Annotated in this window: 12 protein-coding genes; 10 read left to right on the top strand and 2 right to left on the bottom strand. The window is 70.2% G+C overall.

What is annotated here, in order from left to right:
• The first annotated feature begins 104 nt into the window (after positions 1–104).
• The 10 genes from JKG67_RS10005 (at position 105) to JKG67_RS10050 (ending at position 14,124) form a co-directional block, all read left to right on the top strand.
• On the top strand, positions 105–1,109 hold the full coding sequence (locus JKG67_RS10005) for a Rossmann-like and DUF2520 domain-containing protein (protein ID WP_203337165.1): 1,005 nt from the start codon (positions 105–107) through the stop codon (positions 1,107–1,109).
• Entirely contained in the window at positions 1,102–2,019 is a 918-nt protein-coding gene (gene panC, locus JKG67_RS10010) for a pantoate--beta-alanine ligase (protein ID WP_203337166.1), read from the top strand. Before JKG67_RS10005 ends, panC begins: the two co-directional genes overlap by 8 nt.
• Positions 2,020–2,024: 5 nt before the next feature.
• The gene (gene panD, locus JKG67_RS10015; RefSeq protein WP_203337167.1) at positions 2,025–2,441 is read left to right on the top strand and encodes an aspartate 1-decarboxylase; all 417 of its coding nucleotides are present in this window, start codon (positions 2,025–2,027) and stop codon (positions 2,439–2,441) included.
• Positions 2,438–4,150, top strand: a complete 1,713-nt coding sequence (locus JKG67_RS10020; protein WP_238998253.1) for an L-aspartate oxidase — start codon at positions 2,438–2,440, stop codon at positions 4,148–4,150. Before panD ends, JKG67_RS10020 begins: the two co-directional genes overlap by 4 nt.
• Positions 4,150–5,067 (top strand): carboxylating nicotinate-nucleotide diphosphorylase, encoded by a 918-nt coding sequence (gene nadC / locus JKG67_RS10025; protein WP_203337168.1) that lies wholly within the window; start codon positions 4,150–4,152, stop codon positions 5,065–5,067. Before JKG67_RS10020 ends, nadC begins: the two co-directional genes overlap by 1 nt.
• The gene (locus JKG67_RS10030; protein ID WP_203337169.1) at positions 5,067–5,885 is read left to right on the top strand and encodes a type III pantothenate kinase; all 819 of its coding nucleotides are present in this window, start codon (positions 5,067–5,069) and stop codon (positions 5,883–5,885) included. Before nadC ends, JKG67_RS10030 begins: the two co-directional genes overlap by 1 nt.
• A 180-nt stretch (positions 5,886–6,065) precedes the next feature.
• Entirely contained in the window at positions 6,066–9,881 is a 3,816-nt protein-coding gene (locus JKG67_RS10035; protein ID WP_203337170.1) for a hypothetical protein, read from the top strand.
• Between the two features lie 187 nt (positions 9,882–10,068).
• A complete protein-coding gene (locus JKG67_RS10040; RefSeq protein WP_203337171.1) occupies positions 10,069–10,398 on the top strand; it encodes a histone-like nucleoid-structuring protein Lsr2 in 330 nt (109 codons plus the stop codon).
• A gap of 121 nt (positions 10,399–10,519) precedes the next feature.
• Positions 10,520–13,072, top strand: coding sequence for an ATP-dependent Clp protease ATP-binding subunit (locus JKG67_RS10045; protein WP_203337172.1), 2,553 nt, complete (start codon positions 10,520–10,522; stop codon positions 13,070–13,072).
• Positions 13,072–14,124 carry a glycosyltransferase family 2 protein gene (locus JKG67_RS10050; RefSeq protein ID WP_203337173.1) on the top strand — a complete coding sequence of 351 codons (1,053 nt, stop codon included), beginning with the start codon at positions 13,072–13,074 and terminating at the stop codon, positions 14,122–14,124. The genes JKG67_RS10045 and JKG67_RS10050 overlap by 1 nt, the downstream gene beginning before the upstream one ends.
• A gap of 115 nt (positions 14,125–14,239) precedes the next feature.
• Here JKG67_RS10050 and JKG67_RS10055 read toward each other — a convergent pair whose 3' ends face one another.
• Entirely contained in the window at positions 14,240–14,866 is a 627-nt protein-coding gene (locus JKG67_RS10055; RefSeq protein WP_203337174.1) for a hypothetical protein, read from the bottom strand.
• A 334-nt stretch (positions 14,867–15,200) separates the two neighbouring features.
• On the bottom strand, positions 15,201–16,073 hold the full coding sequence (locus tag JKG67_RS10060; protein WP_307816505.1) for an HhH-GPD family protein: 873 nt from the start codon (positions 16,071–16,073) through the stop codon (positions 15,201–15,203).
• Positions 16,074–16,205 lie beyond the last annotated feature (132 nt).

Consider the following 16,205-nt stretch of genomic DNA (forward strand, 5'->3'; position numbering starts at 1 on the left):
ACCGGTCCGCAGGCGTACCGTGGTGCCCACGAACCCAAGTCTGGTACCCACACCGGCCCTCGCAGCGAGGGTGGTCGGCGGGACTGGAACGAAAGGATCTGACCATGCAGCACACGCCTGTCTCGGGCCTGCGTATCGGTGTCATCGGTGCCGGCCGTGTCGGCGCGGTGCTCGCCTCCGCACTGCGTGCCGCCGGGCACGAGATCGTCGCCGCCGCCGGTGAGTCCGACGCTTCGGTGGGCCGGATCGACGCGCTGCTGCCCGGCGTACGACGTGACAAGCCGACGGCCGTGGCCCGCGACTGCGACCTGCTGCTGCTGACCGTCCCCGACGACATGCTCGGCAACGTGGTCACCAGCCTGGTCGGAGCCGGCGCGATCCGGGCCGGACAGTGCGTCCTGCACACCTCCGGCAAGCATGGCCTCGCCGTGCTCGCGCCCGCCGCCGCGCTCGGCGCCCGGCCGCTGGCCGTGCACCCGGCGATGACCTTCACCGGCACCGCCCTGGATCTGCCCCGGCTGGCCGGCTGTGTCTTCGGGATCACCGTCGCCGACTCCGAGCGGGAGCTCGCCACCCGGCTCGTCGCCGACCTCGGCGGCCGCCCGCTGTGGGTGTCGGAGGACAAGCGGGCCCTCTACCACGCCGGCCTCGCGCACGGCGCCAACCACCTGGTCACCCTGGTCGCTGAAGCCCGCGAGATGCTCGCCGCCGCCGGTGCCGACGACCCGTCCGGCACCCTCCGGCCACTGCTGAGTGCCGCTCTCGACAACGCCCTCAACCACGGTGACGCTGCGCTCACCGGGCCGATCGTGCGAGGCGACGTGCAGACCGTCCGGGACCACTTGACCGAGCTCGCCGAGCACGCCCCCCAGGCGCTGCCCAGCTATCTCACCCTGGCCCGCGCGACGGCGTCGCGGGCGGTCACCGACGGGCGGCTGTTGCCGATCCGGGCCGGGAAGATCTATCAGGCGCTGCACGCCGCGGAGCTGGCGGCGCTGGGTCTCGACACGCTCGACCGCCGAGCGGACACGCTCGACGACCAAGCGGACGGGTTCGACCGCCGAGCGGACGGCTTCGACCAGCGGACCGGGCTGGGCACCGATGAGTGACCAGCCGCTGCTGGTGCACACCCGCACCGAACTCGCCGACGCGCTCGCGCCCGCCCGCAGCAGCGGTCAGCGGGTCGGCTTCGTGCCCACCATGGGAGCGCTGCACCAAGGCCACGCCTCGCTGATGCGGGTCGCCCGCGAGCACGTCCACGACGGTCCCGTGGTGGTGTCGATCTTCGTCAACCCCACCCAGTTCGCCGCCGGCGAGGACCTGGACCGCTACCCCCGCACCCTGGACGCCGACCTGGAGCTCTGCGCCGCCGCCGGCGTCGACGTGCTCTTCGCGCCGACGACCGACGAGATGTACCCCGCCCCGGGCGTGATCACCGTCGACCCCGGACCCGCAGCGGAGATCCTCGAAGGCGCCAGCCGACCCACCCACTTCCGCGGCGTGCTCACCGTGGTCGCCAAACTGTTCGGCCTGGTCCGCCCCGACGTCGCCGTCTTCGGCGAGAAGGACTACCAGCAGCTGGCGCTGATCACCGCGATGGCGGCCGACCTGTGCACCGGCGTCGAGATCGTCGGTGCCGAGACCGTGCGCGAGCCCGACGGGCTGGCGTTGAGCTCCCGCAACCGCTACCTCGGCCCCGAGCGCCGTCGCCGCGCCGTCGCGCTCAGCCAGGCCCTGTACGCCGCCCAGCGTGCCGCGCCGTACGGCCTGGACGCCGCCTGGGCCAATGCCCGCGCCGAACTGCGCTCGGCGCACGGTGTGGACCTGGACTACCTCGAGATCCTCAGCCCGGACCTCACCGAACTGCCCGCGGAACCGGAGCCGGGCACACCGGCCCGGATCCTGATCGCCGCCCGGGTCGGCACCACCCGCCTCATCGACAACATGCCCCTCACCCTCGGGGCCGCGACCGCCAGGGAACCCTCCGGCGGCGGGGACCCCACATCCGAGAAGGAGTAGTCACCATGCTGCGCACCATGATGAAGAGCAAGATCCACCGGGCCACCGTCACCCAGGCGGACCTCCACTACGTCGGGTCGGTCACCGTCGACGAGGACCTCCTCGAGGCGGCCGACATCCTGCCGGGCGAACTGGTCCACATCGTCGACATCGACAACGGTGCCCGACTGGAGACCTACACGATCGCCGGCGAGCGGGGCACCGGCGTGCTCGGCATCAACGGCGCCGCCGCCCGGCTGGTGCACCCCGGGGACCTGGTGATCCTGATCGCCTACGCCCAGATGACCACCGAGGAGGCCAAGGAGTTCCAGCCCCACGTGGTCTTCGTGGACGCGGACAACAAGCTGATGGCCACCGGATTCGACCCCGCCGAGACCTTCGACGGCCCCGGGCTGGTGCGCGGCGACAGCATCGCCCGTTGAACGCCGCCCCAGCACCCGGCGGTTTCCCCGTCCGGCTGCCCGCCCGGCTCACGTCGCCACGGCCGGGCTGGACCACAGCCGCAGACGTGGTGGTGATCGGCTCCGGCATCGCCGGCCTCACCGCCGCGCTGCGACTGCATGCCGCGCTGCCCGCGGGGATGCGGGTGCTGGTGATCACCAAGGACGTCCTCAACGCCGGGTCCACGCAGTGGGCCCAAGGTGGCATCGCGGCCGCCCTGGGGCCGGGCGACACCCCCGACGAACATCTCACCGACACCCTGGTCGCGGGCGCCGGCGCCTGTGACGTGGACGCGGTCCGGGCGCTGGTCACCGAGGGGCCCGACGCGGTGCTGGAGCTGATCGCCCTGGGCACCGAGTTCGACCACACCCCGGCCGGCGAACTGTCGCTGACCCGCGAGGGAGGGCACCTGCGGGACCGGATCGCGCACGCCGGCGGCGATGCCACTGGCGCCGAGATCCAGCGTGCGCTGATCGCGGCCGTGGACGCGAAACCCGACATCGAGGTCATCGAGCACGCGCTCGCCGTCGACACGCTGCCCGCGGCCGACGGCGGTGTCGCCGGAGTCACGGTGCACGTGCTCGGTGAGGGGCGCAATGACGGCGTCGGTGCGGTGCTGTGCCGGGCGGTGGTGCTCGCCGCCGGAGGCATCGGCCAGGTCTTCTCCGCCTCGACCAACCCGCCGGTCTCCACCGGCGACGGGATGGCGCTGGCGCTGCGTGCCGGAGCAACCCTCCGGGACCTGGAGTTCGTGCAGTTCCACCCGACGGTGATGTGGCTGGGGGAGGACTCCCGGGGCCGACAACCGCTGATCTCCGAAGCGGTCCGCGGCGAGGGCGCCTTCCTGGTCGATTTCGAGGGCCGGCGGATCATGGCCGGGGTCCACGAGTTGGCCGACCTCGCGCCCCGTGACGTCGTCGCCAAGGCGATCACCCGGCGGATGGAGGAGTCCGGCCGGCCGCACATGTGGCTGGATGCCCGTCACCTCGGCAGTGAGTTCTGGGAGCGCCGGTTCCCCACCATCCTGGCCACCTGCCGCAGCCACGGCGTCGACCCGGTCACCGAACTGATCCCGGTGGCGCCCGCCCAGCACTACGCCTCCGGTGGCGTGCGCACCGACCTGTGGGGACGCACCGGCGTGCCCGGTCTCTATGCCACCGGCGAGGTCGCCTGCTCCGGTGTGCACGGCGCCAACAGGTTGGCGTCGAACTCACTGCTCGAGGGGTTGGTCTTCTCCCGGCGGATCGCCGACGTCCTGCCCGGGGAGATGCGGCCCTGGTCGGATCCGGTCGAGGACGAGCGGACCGGGGGCCTGGTCTCGGGCTCGGTCCGGGACGAGATGCAGCACGTGATGACCAGCAAGGTGGGGGTGCTCCGCAGCGCGGCCGGGCTGGCCGAGGCGGCCGAGCGGCTGGCCAAGCTGCTGGAGACCGGGCCGCGGGCGATCGACAAGGACGACTGGGAGACCACCAACCTGTTGACCATCTCCGCGGCGCTGACCACCGCGGCGGCGTACCGGCAGGAGACCCGGGGATCGCACTGGCGTGAGGACTTCGCGGACCGTGACGACGCCGGCTTCGCCGGCCATGTGGACGTGTTCCTGGCCTTCGGTGAGCTGAAGTTCGGGTTCAGCCCGGCTCCGGCCACCGACCGGCCGGGAGATACGCCCGACGAGCAGGAGGAACGCTGATGAGGGTGACCGGCATCGTCGCCTGTGAGTACACCGAGCTCCCGGCCGCGCTCACCGGCACGCTCGCCGCGGCCGGCCTGGACCCGGTCCGGGTCTACGACGACGTGGTCGCGGCCATCGCCGAGGACCTGCCCGGCGACGACGTGACGAGTTGGGCGACGATCCCGGCGACCCAGGTGCAGACCGCCGAGTTCGAAGCCCGCGGACCGGGGGTGGTCGCCGGGCTGGCGATCGCGGAGATGGTGTTCCGCTACGTCCTCGGTGACGTGCAGGTCGACCGGGTCCCGGACGGCACCGTCGTCGACCGCGGCGACATCGTGCTGCGGGTCACCGGCCCGACCGCGCTGCTGCTCACCGCCGAACGGACCGCCCTGAACTACGCCTGCCACCTGTCCGGGGTGGCCTCGGCCACCGCCGCCTGGGTGGCGGCGCTGAAGGGCACCGGTGCGCGGGTGCGGGACACCCGCAAGACGCTGCCCGGCTTCCGGGACCTGCACAAGTACGCCGTGCGCTGCGGCGGCGGCAACAACCACCGCCACTCCCTCTCGGACATGGGCCTGGTCAAGGACAACCATGTGCTGGCTGCGGGCGGCGTGGTGCCGGCGTACCACCTGGTGCGCGAGCACTACCCCGACGTGGAGGTGCAGGTCGAGGTGGAGAGCCTCGACGAGCTGCGGGAGGCCCTCGATGCGGGCATCGGGCAGATCCTGCTCGACAACATGGGCCCGGAGTTGCTCCGCGAGGCGGTGGCGATCACGGCCGGCCGCGCCGAGCTCGAGGCCTCGGGTGGACTCAGCCTCGAGGTGGCTCGGGCGGTCGCCGAGACCGGGGTCGACTACCTGGCCGTCGGGGCGCTCACCCACTCCGCGCCCGTCCTCGACCTGGCGATGGAGCTGCGTGCGGTGGGGGAGGCGTGATGAGTCCTCGGTTCACCGACGACGCACAGTCCGCGCTGCTGTGCGTGGACATCGGCAACAGCCACACCGTGCTCGGCCTGCTCCGCGCGGGCGAGGTGGTGGCCACCTGGCGGGTCGGCACCAATGAGCGTCGTACCGCCGATGAGTGGGCCGTCCTGGTCCGGGGCCTGCTCCGCGACGCGGTGCGGGCCGGCGCCGCCAGCGGCATCCACGGCATCTCGGTCTGCGCCACCGTGCCCGCGGTCCTGCACGAGTGGCGGGACATGCTGGTCAACCACTTCGGTTCGGTGCCGGCGGTGGTCGTGGAACCCGGTGTCCGCACCGGGGTGCCGGTGCTCACCGACAACCCCCGCGAGGTCGGCGCCGATCGGATCGTGAACGCCGGTGCCGCGGCGGAGTTCTTCGGCGGACCGGCGGTGGTCGTCGACTTCGGCGGCACCGCCACCACCTTCGACGTCATCAACAGCAAGGGCCAGTACGTCGGCGGGGCCATCGCGCCCGGCATCGAGGTGTCGCTGGAGGCCCTGGGCCGGCGCGGTGCGCAGTTGCGCAAGGTGGAGCTGCTGACTCCTCGGACGGCGATCGCCAAGAACACCGTGGAAGCGCTGCAGTCGGGGCTGCTCTTCGGGGTCGCCAGCATGGTGGACGGCCTAGTCGCCCGGATGCTGCGCGAGCTCGACGCGGCCCCGGAGCAGGCGCACGTGATCGCCACCGGCTACCTGGCGCCGCTGGTGTACGACGAGTGCACCTGCTTCACCGACCGGTCGCCGTGGTTGACGCTGCACGGCCTGGCGATGGTGTTCGCGCGCAACTGCTGAACCCGGCGCGTGTGGACGCGGCGCGTTCAAGAACGGCGCGCGTAAACATCTCTTACCAGATTGATTGCATAGTCCACAAGATCACATCGAGCCATTCCCTCGGGACCTTCGGTGCACAAAACTCGGACGGGTGAGTCGTCGCCCCGGTCCTGGGGCGTCTCGGCAATTCAGGAGGATCTTGTGTCCCACTCCCGTCCCGGTCCTGCGCGTGGGCGTGCCGCCACGCTGCGCACCACGGTCGCCGCCGCCCTGGCCGCCGCACTGGCCGCCGCCGCTCTGGTCGCCCTGCCCGCCCCTGCGCAGGCTGCGATCACCGTCCCCAGCAACGGCAGCACCGTCTCCGGCAACGTGGCCATCACCGAAGCCACCGGCGCCACCAACGGTTGCAACTTCCTGCACAGCCCCAACGTCACCTCCCGGATCCAGGTCACCCGGCTTGTCGACGGAGCAGTGGTGCACACCGCCAGCAAGTCCGGCACCGGGTCGTTGAGCACCACCTGGCCGTCGCTGGGGCAGCCCCGCGGCCAGTTCCGGATCCAGTCCTTCGCCCGGCGGGCGGTGGCGTCGGGCTTCGCCAACGCCGGCTGCACCCTCCAGTCGGAGGCGGAACTCTCGAACATCGTCGTCAACCTCGACAACGCCGCGGCGGTCTCGGTGCACCTGCCCAGCGCGGTGACCACCGGCGAGTCGCTGCCGATCGAACTGCGAAGCACCGTGGTCGGCACCGGCGTGACCGGCCAGCCGCTCGGCGACCGGCAGGTCACTGTCACCGTCGACGGGGTCGGCGACGTCGTCGTCACCACCGACGCCGGCGGCAACGCCCAGACCACCGTGCCGCTGCCCGACCTGCCGGCCGGACCGCTCCAGGTCACCGCAGCCGTGACCACCGATCCCTTCTACACCGGACTCGACGGGACGGCCAGCACCACGCTGACCCACCGCCCCACCGCCACCTTCTATCGCGGTGACACCCGGCAACAGCCCGGACGCACCGCCCGGCTGATCGGCCAGCTGATCGACGTCACCCCGGGCAGCACCCGGTTCGGCGACGCCGTGCCGAACCAGCCGATGACGCTCACCTTCGAGGGCGACCCGGGGCAGGCCACCACCAACCTGACCGGCCGCGCCGTACGCACCGTGGCCGTCACCGGGGAGTCCCGCACCGTGAGGGTCGAAGCCGACTTCGACGGCGACGACGTGTACGCCGCCAGCGGAGCCGCAGCCTGGTTCTTCATCGGCGATGACGCCGCCGAGCCGGCGCCGATCGAGTCCGGACCCGGCGGCAGCCTCACCGGCGCGATCGAGTCCACGGTCAACTCCCTCGGGCTGGGAAGCCTGCTCGGCGGCCTACTCGGCTCCGTCGTCGACGACCTCGCCGTCGCCGTCCTGGACACCGTCGACTCGATCGACGACCTGCTCGCCGCGCTCGGCCTCGGTGACGAGGACGCGCTCGATGACCTGGTCGCCACTCTGGACAGTGCGCTGCACCTGCTCGGCGAGGAGTCACTGACCCAGATCCTCGGGGCACTCCTGGACCCGCTGACCGCCCAGATCGGCAGCTCCGGACAGGTCGTCGACATGGCGCTCGACGGCATCTTCGCCGGTCTGATCGCCCACCCGCAGTGGGGCGAGTACGTCGACACGGCCACCTTCGACTGGCGCTCGGTGCACGTGGACGCCGACGGCGGCCGGGTGACCCGGCAGTTCAACTCGATCATCGGCATCCCGCAACCGTTGGACGTCACCGGTGATGGCAACCCCGACGTGCTGGCCAACCTGACCTTCGCCACCGGCGTCGCCTCGCTCGGGTTCAGCAACGTCGACGACGCGATCGAGTTGGTCCTCGACCTCGGCGGCGACCCGACCGCCGTGGTGCCCCGACTGGAGATCGCTCGACTGCCCGGTGCGCCGGCCGACCTGCCGCTGAGCCTGCAGGCGATCCTGACGCTCCCCGGCGACGACCACGAGTACCGCTTCGGCTACGACACCCGTGCCAGCAACGCCCCCGAGGGATTCCGCGCCGAGGTGCTTCTCGGCGACGGTGGCGCCGCCCTGCAGGTGGCTTCCCGAGGTGAGGACGCGCTGAAGGTCACCGGTGCGCTGGTGCCCTCGGCCGCCGGTGACGACGAGCCGGGCGCCGGGCCCGACGAGCCTACCGGCCTGGACGACGAGCCCAGCCCGGACACGTCGGCCCCGGCCGAGCAGCGGTTCGCCGTCGGGTTCAGCACGGCACCGTCGTCGGCCCGGATCGCCATCGACCTCGGCTCCGGGGCAGCCGACCAGCAGTTGGCGGCCGCACTCTCCACCGAGGAACCGACCCTGATCGGACTCGAGTTCGTTGACGACACCGGCGGCGACCGGACCTTCATCGCCGACGGGCTCCTGGACAGCGTGGACGGCACCCTGGGCGTCTCCCTCGCCGGCAGCGCCGACGACGGCCTCGCCGCCGAACTGCGCAGCGACAAGCCGCTCGACGCGATCTCGCTGCGGGCGCGCACCCTGGAGGCCGGAGCGGTCGTCGACGACATCCGGCTCGGCCTGTTCGACGTGCCGGACACGATCTCCTTCGTGCTCGGCGCGGACGGCAGCGGTGAGCTGACCACCAGTGCGCCGATCGGCATCTTCGAGGCCGGGTACGCGTCCGGACGAGAGATCGCCCTGCTCGAGGACGAGTCCTACCTGCACCTGATCGCCGACGCCGACACCCAGTCGATCGCGCTGCGGCTGCCGGGCTTCGAAGGGATGGCGCTGAGCCTGGGAGACCAGATCGGCGTGGCGCTGACCATGGCGCCCACCCCGTTGCGGGCCCTGGTCGACCAGGACGGGCTGCTGCTCGACGCCCACATCCTCGACGCTCCGCGACAGTTGGGCATCGGCCTCTCCGCGGACGGCGAGATCGAGGTCAGTGGCTCGGCCCCGATCGAGTTGGTGACCGTCCAGGCCAGGAACGACGACGGCCTGTTCAGCGGCGCCACCGACGTTGACCTGCGGCTGGAGCAGATCCCGTCGCTGCTGCGCGTGGGCATCGAGGAGTCCGGAGTGGTCTTCGAGACCGGCGGTGACCCGATCGGGCTACTGGAGCTGCACGCACACTCCGGTGACCCGGTCACCGTCCCCGGCGGCGGCGACGGGCTGTTCCTGCGGTCCGGCCCCGAGGCACTCACCCTGGCCGGCCGGATCGAGGGCCTGCGCGGCATCGAGGCCTCCCTCGGCGACACGCCGGACGTGCTGCTCGACACGGTGGCCGGGAACATCTTCACGGTCCTGCTCCAGGACGTGGACGGTGCCGGCACGGTGACCAACGAAACGCTGGCCACCCTGGACCGGCTGGTGCCGAACATGCGGTTGGCGCTCTCCGATGTCGAAGGGGCGCTGCTGCTGAACTACTCCGCCGACGAGCCCACCACCAGCCTCAGCTTCGAGATGGGGGGTCTCTCCGGTTCGATCGGCAACCCACTGCCCACCGAACTGCTGGTCTGCATGGCCGACGACGAGGCCTGCCTGCCGCAGGTGGGGATCGAGGACCCGTCGTTGGGGTCGATCAGGTTCGCCGGCAGCGACTACACCACCATCAACCTCGACGATGACTCCGGCGGCCTGTCCGCGGAGAACCTGCGGGTCCGGGTGCTGGAGTTGACCGGTGAACTCGACGCCGACGACGGTGGTGACGTCTACCTCAACACCACCGAGTTCGGTGGCGACTGCGGCGCCGCCGGCTGCCGCTACCCGATCCAGGGTGGCCGGGTCTTCGCTGACCTGGGCGGTGCGGCGCTGACCTTCGTGCCCGGGGTGGGCTTCGAAGCGGTCGACGCGATCACGCACCTGAAGGTCGACAAGCTCTTCGGTCAACCGATCGGGCTGAGCGGCACCGGTGGCACCGGCCAGGTGATCTGTGTCCCGGCCACCCGGCTGGACGTGACCGTCCGGGTGCCGATCCTGGGCAACATCACCCTCAATGTGCGCGATGCGCTCTGCAATGTGAATCGGACCGGCTGAGGAGTATTGACGAGCGGTTGATTCCGCTCGAATGAATCGGCCGACGCGGCCCCTGCGCCCTCACGCGCAGGGGCCGCGTCGAATGCTGTCGGGACCAAGGGCCCTTGAAAAGTCACAGAATTGTAGAAATGAACGGGCTTCTGTCATGCTCATGGGAGCGACTTCAACCAAAAGGGAATGATTCATCATGGCTCAGAAAGTGCAGATTCTCCTCGTCGACGACATTGACGGCACGGAGGCGGATAGCACCGTGACGTTCGGTCTGGACGGGACCACCTATGAGATTGACCTGAACGAGAAGAATGCAGCGGCATTGCGCGAGGCGCTGGCGCCGTACATCGGCCACGCCCGCAAGGTCTCCGCGACCCGGCGTACCCGACGCGGCCGTGGCGCTGCCGCCACGTCGGCCGGCAGCACCGCCGAGATCCGGGAGTGGGCGCGGGCCAACGGCTTCGAGGTCTCCGACCGCGGCCGCATCTCCGAGGAGGTTCGGGCCGCCTGGGCGGCAGCCAACTGACCCCTCGGGAGGCTCTTGTTCGCTGACAGCGCACTTGTGGGGTTCCGGGAACACGTAGGCTGGTCCCAGACGTTGAAGAAGTCGAAGCCACACCGGGATTCGGCGACAGAAGGGTGCCCACATGTTCGAGCGGTTCACCGACCGGGCCAGGCGAGTCGTTGTGCTCGCCCAGGAAGAAGCCCGCATGCTCTCCCACAACTACATCGGCACCGAGCACATCCTGCTCGGGCTGATCCACGAGGGGGAGGGTGTCGCCGCCAAGGCCCTGGAGAGCCTGGACATCTCCTTGGAGGCGGTCCGAGCTCAGGTCGAGGAGATCATCGGCCAGGGCCAGCAGGCGCCGAGCGGCCACATCCCGTTCACCCCGCGCGCCAAGAAGGTGCTCGAGCTGTCACTGCGCGAGGCGCTGCAGCTCGGCCACTCCTACATCGGCACCGAGCACATCCTGCTCGGCTTGATCCGTGAAGGTGAGGGCGTCGCCGCCCAGGTGCTGCAGAAGCTCGGCGCCGACCTGAACCGGGTCCGCCAGCAGGTGATCCAGCTGCTCAGTGGCTTCCAGGGCAAGGAGAGCGCCGCTGCGGGCGCCCCCAGCGGCGGCCAGGGGGAGGCGCCCAGCTCGTCGCTGGTGCTCGACCAGTTCGGTCGCAACCTGACCCAGGCAGCCCGCGAGGGCAAGTTGGACCCGGTGATCGGCCGCGAGACCGAGATCGAGCGGGTCATGCAGATCCTGTCCCGGCGTACCAAGAACAACCCGGTGCTGATCGGCGAGCCCGGCGTCGGCAAGACCACCATCGTCGAGGGCCTGGCGCAGGACATCGTCAAGGGCAACGTGCCCGAGACGCTTAAGGACAAGCACATCTACACCCTCGACCTCGGTGCTCTGGTGGCCGGTTCCCGCTACCGCGGCGACTTCGAGGAGCGCCTCAAGAAGGTGCTCAAGGAGATCCGCACCCGCGGCGACATCGTCCTGTTCATCGACGAGATCCACACCCTGGTGGGTGCGGGTGCCGCCGAGGGCGCCATCGACGCCGCCAGCATCCTCAAGCCGATGCTGGCTCGCGGCGAACTGCAGACCATCGGCGCCACCACCCTCGACGAGTACCGCAAGTACCTGGAGAAGGACGCTGCGCTGGAGCGCCGCTTCCAGCCGATCCAGGTCGCCGAGCCGTCCATCGCGCACACCATCGAGATGCTCAAGGGGCTCCGCGACCGGTACGAGGCGCACCACCGGGTGACGATCACCGACGAGGCGCTGGTCTCCGCCGCCACCCTGGCCGACCGCTACATCTCCGACCGGTTCCTGCCGGACAAGGCCATCGACCTGATCGACGAGGCCGGCTCCCGGCTGCGGATCCGCCGGATGACCGCACCGCCGGACCTGCGCGAGTACGACGAGAAGATCGCCGACGTGCGGCAGCGCAAGGAAGGCGCCATCGACGGCCAGGACTTCGAGGCCGCAGCCCGGCTGCGGGACGAGGAGAAGCAGCTCATCCTGCGCAAGGCCGAGCGCGAGAAGCAGTGGCGCGCCGGTGACATGGACCAGGTCGCCGAGGTCGACGAGGAACTGATCGCCGAGGTGCTCGCCGTGGCGACCGGCATCCCGATCGTCAAGCTCAGCGAGGAGGAGTCCACCCGTCTGCTGAAGATGGAGGACGAGCTCCACAAGCGGGTCATCGGTCAGGAGGAGGCCGTCAAGGCGCTCTCCCGGGCGATCCGGCGTACCCGCGCCGGCCTGAAGGACCCCAAGCGTCCCGGCGGCTCATTCATCTTCGCCGGCCCCTCCGGTGTCGGCAAGACCTGGCTCTCCAAGTCGCTGGCCGAGTTCCTGTTCGGTGACGAGGACGCGCTGATCCAGCTGGACATGAGCGAATACGGCGAGAAGCACACCGTCTCCCGGCTCTTCGGTTCACCTCCGGGCTACGTCGGCTACGAAGAGGGCGGCCAGCTCACCGAGAAGGTGCGCCGCAAGCCGTTCTCGGTGGTGCTTTTCGACGAGGTCGAGAAGGCTCACCCGGACATCTTCAACTCGTTGTTGCAGATTCTGGAAGAGGGTCGCCTCACCGATTCCCAGGGCCGGGTGATCGACTTCAAGAACACCGTCATCATCATGACCACCAACCTGGGTTCCCGCGACATCAGCAAGGGCGTCAGCCTCGGATTCCAGCAGGGCGCTGACACGGTCGGCTCCTACGAGCGGATGAAGAGCAAGGTGTCCGAAGAGCTCAAGCAGCACTTCCGGCCGGAGTTCCTCAACCGGGTCGACGAGATCATTGTGTTCCCGCCATTGACGGAGACGCAGATCGTCGCGATGGTCGACAACATGATCGATGCGGTGGAGCTGCGGCTCAAGGACCGCGACATGTCGCTGGAGTTGACCACGGCCGCGAAGGAACTGCTCGCCCACCGCGGCTTCGATCCGGTGCTCGGTGCCCGCCCACTGCGGCGCACCCTGCAGCGCGAGATCGAGGACGTGCTCGCCGAGAAGATGCTCTACGGAGAGGTCGGACCGGGACAGATCGTCAAGGTCGACGTCGAGGGCGACGGTCCGGGCGCGAAGTTCACCTTCGAGGGACACAAGGTGTCGGCGCTTCCCGACGCCCTGCCTCTCGAGGCTGCGGTGATCGAGGGCGTCGTCGACGCCCCGGCGGAGGGCGAGAAGTCCGAAACCGACTGATGATCGTCACCGCGACCACGCTCAAGGACGACCTCACTTCGGTACGCCGGTTCGTCGCCGGCAACACGGCTGGCGGCGTCGACCACCTGATGGTGTTCCTCGACGCCGACCAGCCCGAAGTGGCCGCGTGGTTGGGCGAGCATCCGCACGTCACCTGCATCCGCACCGACACGAGCTGGTGGGCGGGGGAGCGGCCGGCGAAGCTCAACGAGCGACAGCGGCTCAACGCCAACGTCGCCAAGGCTGTGTGCGCGGCCCTGGGTGGCGTCGACTGGGTCTTCCACATCGACGCCGACGAGGTGGCCCAGATCGACCGGGCGGAGTTGGCCGGGGTGCCGGCCGAGGCCGCAGCGGTGCGGCTGACCCCGATGGAGGTGGTCAGCGAGTCGGCGCCGGCCGGGGAGCCGCGCTGGTTCAAGCGGCTCGCCTCCGACGACGAACTCACCCTGCTGCACACGCTCGGGGTGATCGACCGACCCCACAACGGCGCCTACTTCCACGGCCACGTCGACGGCAAGGTGGGGATGCGGCCCGGCCTCGAGCCGTGGCTGGCGTTGCACCAGGTGGTCGATGCGGACCGGAACCCGCTGGACGCGGTCACCGGCGCCGGCCTGCAAGTGCTGCACTACGAGTCCTGGTCCGGGGAGGAGTTCGTCCGCAAGTGGACCGCCCTGCTCGAGGCCGGTCCGATGGCCAACTTCCGGGCCGGCCGGGAGCCCACCGCGATCGCGCTGCGCACCCTGATCGGCCGCGGACTGGACCCCGACACCACCCGGAAGTACCTGCTCCGAATCTTCGAGCGGACCACCGCCGACGACCTGGCCACGTTGCGCGACCTCGGCCTGGCCGTGGAGGTGGACCCGGCCTCGGGCACCCACCGACCCGAGTCGCTCACCGCCGACGCGGCCGCGCGGCTGGGCGACCTGATCGAGCGGGCCCGCTCGGCCCCCAAGAAGCACTTCCGCCCCGGTGGGGACACCGGGGCCGTGGCCGCCGCGCTCGGCCTCGCCGCCCCGGTCAGTCGAGGGCGAAGGTTCGCTCGCCGGTCCTGACCACGTTCGTCCAGGCAACGAGGGCTCGCGTCTGCGGCTACCCGGGCACCTGCTCCTTCAGCGTGTGCTCATCCTCGTTCACAAGGCTACGAGCTTCCAAAGAACCCAGTGCGGTTCACTTCTCCAGTTCGCCCAAAGGACGCAGCCGCAGGTGGTCCACCTCGTGGCCCGATAGCAGTCCGCGTTCGGCGAGAACTCCCAAAGCTTCGTTGCGCTCCTGCAGCAGTTGGGAACGTGACGCCTCGCTGAGTTCGTTCACAAAGATCCGCACGCCGCGCGGACTGTGCGCTCCCGGCCTGCTCAGCAGTTGATAGACCACCGTGAGAACAGAGAACACCACGAGGAGCCCTGTGAGGAGCAGCATCGCGGTGGCCGATCCATGGAACTCGTCACGTCGACCTCGCTCCAACAGCAACGTCAGCGACCCGAGAACCAGATACCAACTAGAAATGCCGATCGCCGCGCCATCACGGCACCTGCCCCGACGCAGCCAAGCTGCGAAGAACCACAACACGAAGACCAAGCCAACGCCGGAGGTTGCAGCCGCCATGGGATACGCAACATCCAGGCTGAACGGCCGGTACGAAGGTAACCCGATCGGCGACTGGACAAATCCAACGTACCCAAACACCGGGGCAGCAACGACGCAGGCCATCACAAGGTACCGCACAAGATGCCAGGTGAGATTCAGCTTCGACGGGACATAGTCGAACGAAAGCCGCCCCCGGTTGTCCGGAGCCATACTGAGGACGACATTCTCCAGAGCAACGAGGTCATGTGGGTCCGATCGTTGGACCCGCGATGCCCATGTGACGGCGTCGACGTACGCCTGGCGCCCGCTTCCGCGGCTACTCATCGCTCACCACACCCGGATCCTCCGCCCCACCCGGGCTCCAACTCGCCACCCGAGACATCCCGTCAGCATCAATGCCGCGGGTGGCTACAGCATAGTGCTGCGCCGAGTGCCTGCGATCTGGAAGGGCAGGAATCCCATATGGATAGAAGCCCAGGCCGATTCAAGCGATGAGCTCAAGGAGCTCCGTGAGCTTCACTGATGGTGACGTTCGCCGCCCCGGTCAGTCGAGGGCATAGGTTCGCTCGCCGGTCCTGACCACCAGACCGTCGGCCAGCAGCGAGCTCAGACACCGATCCCGCTGCGCCGCGTCGGACCACACCGCCTCCAGGCGGCTCAGGTGCACCGGCCCCTCGGCCTCCCGCAGCACCGCCATCAGTCTGCCGCGCACCTGGCGGTCGGTGCCCGCCCACGCCTGCCCGCGGTGGGCCGGGCCGTCGTAGGCCGGTCGCCCCGCGGCCAGCCACGCACACCGGTCACGCACCGGGCAGCGGTGACAGGCCGGCTCCCTGCTGGTGCACACCAGTGCCCCCAACTCCATCGCCGCCACGCTCCAGGCCGCTGCGGTGCTGCCGTCGAGGGGCAGCAGCGCCTCGGCCAACTCCCGCTCGGCCCGGGTCGGTGACGGCCGGGGCAACTCCTGCCCGGCTCCGGCCCGGGCCAGCACCCGACGCACGTTGGTGTCCAGCACCACGTGGCGCTGACCGAACGCGAACGACGCGATCGCTGCGGCGGTGTAGTCGCCGACGCCGGGAAGCGCCCGCAACTCCTGGTACGACGCAGGCACCTCGCCACCGTGACCGGCGACGATCTCGCCGGCCGCGGCGTGCAGCCGTTGGGCGCGACGCGGATACCCGAGTCGACCCCACGCTCGGACCGCCTCGCCGCTGGTCTCCGCGGCCAGGTCGGCCGGCGTCGGCCAGCGCTCCAGCCACTCCAGGTAGACCGGCAGCACCCTGGCCACCGGCGTCTGCTGCAGCATGAACTCGCTGACCATCACCGCCCACGGAGTCGCCGACCCGTCGCGCCACGGCAGATCGCGGGCGTGCCGGTCGTACCACTCAAGGAGCGGCTCGAGCAGGGGCTGCGACGTCACGGCCGTGATCCTAAGGGCCTCACGTTTGTGCACCTGCAGGAGTCGGCGGGTTCCGCGGCGATGTCGACGCTCCTAGTGTGCCAAGGGCGGCCACTCAGGCCCAGCGGCCCCCACCCCGGGCCGCACTCTCGG

Origin of the sequence: Nocardioides limicola, assembly GCF_016827675.1 — a bacterium.
Classification (GTDB): Bacteria; Actinomycetota; Actinomycetes; order Propionibacteriales; family Nocardioidaceae; genus Nocardioides; species Nocardioides limicola.

What these genes read in the sequence shown, in the direction of transcription:
- nadC (WP_203337168.1), top strand. Translation starts at nt 4,150, where the DNA reads ATGAGGGTGACCGGCATCGTCGCCTGTGAGTACACCGAGCTCCCGGCC.
- JKG67_RS10040 (WP_203337171.1), top strand. Translation starts at nt 10,069, where the DNA reads ATGGCTCAGAAAGTGCAGATTCTCCTCGTCGACGACATTGACGGCACG.
- JKG67_RS10050 (WP_203337173.1), top strand. Translation starts at nt 13,072, where the DNA reads ATGATCGTCACCGCGACCACGCTCAAGGACGACCTCACTTCGGTACGC.
- JKG67_RS10045 (WP_203337172.1), top strand. Translation starts at nt 10,520, where the DNA reads ATGTTCGAGCGGTTCACCGACCGGGCCAGGCGAGTCGTTGTGCTCGCC.
- JKG67_RS10005 (WP_203337165.1), top strand. Translation starts at nt 105, where the DNA reads ATGCAGCACACGCCTGTCTCGGGCCTGCGTATCGGTGTCATCGGTGCC.
- panC (WP_203337166.1), top strand. Translation starts at nt 1,102, where the DNA reads ATGAGTGACCAGCCGCTGCTGGTGCACACCCGCACCGAACTCGCCGAC.
- JKG67_RS10055 (WP_203337174.1), bottom strand. Translation starts at nt 14,866, where the DNA reads ATGGCTCCGGACAACCGGGGGCGGCTTTCGTTCGACTATGTCCCGTCG.
- panD (WP_203337167.1), top strand. Translation starts at nt 2,025, where the DNA reads ATGCTGCGCACCATGATGAAGAGCAAGATCCACCGGGCCACCGTCACC.
- JKG67_RS10030 (WP_203337169.1), top strand. Translation starts at nt 5,067, where the DNA reads ATGAGTCCTCGGTTCACCGACGACGCACAGTCCGCGCTGCTGTGCGTG.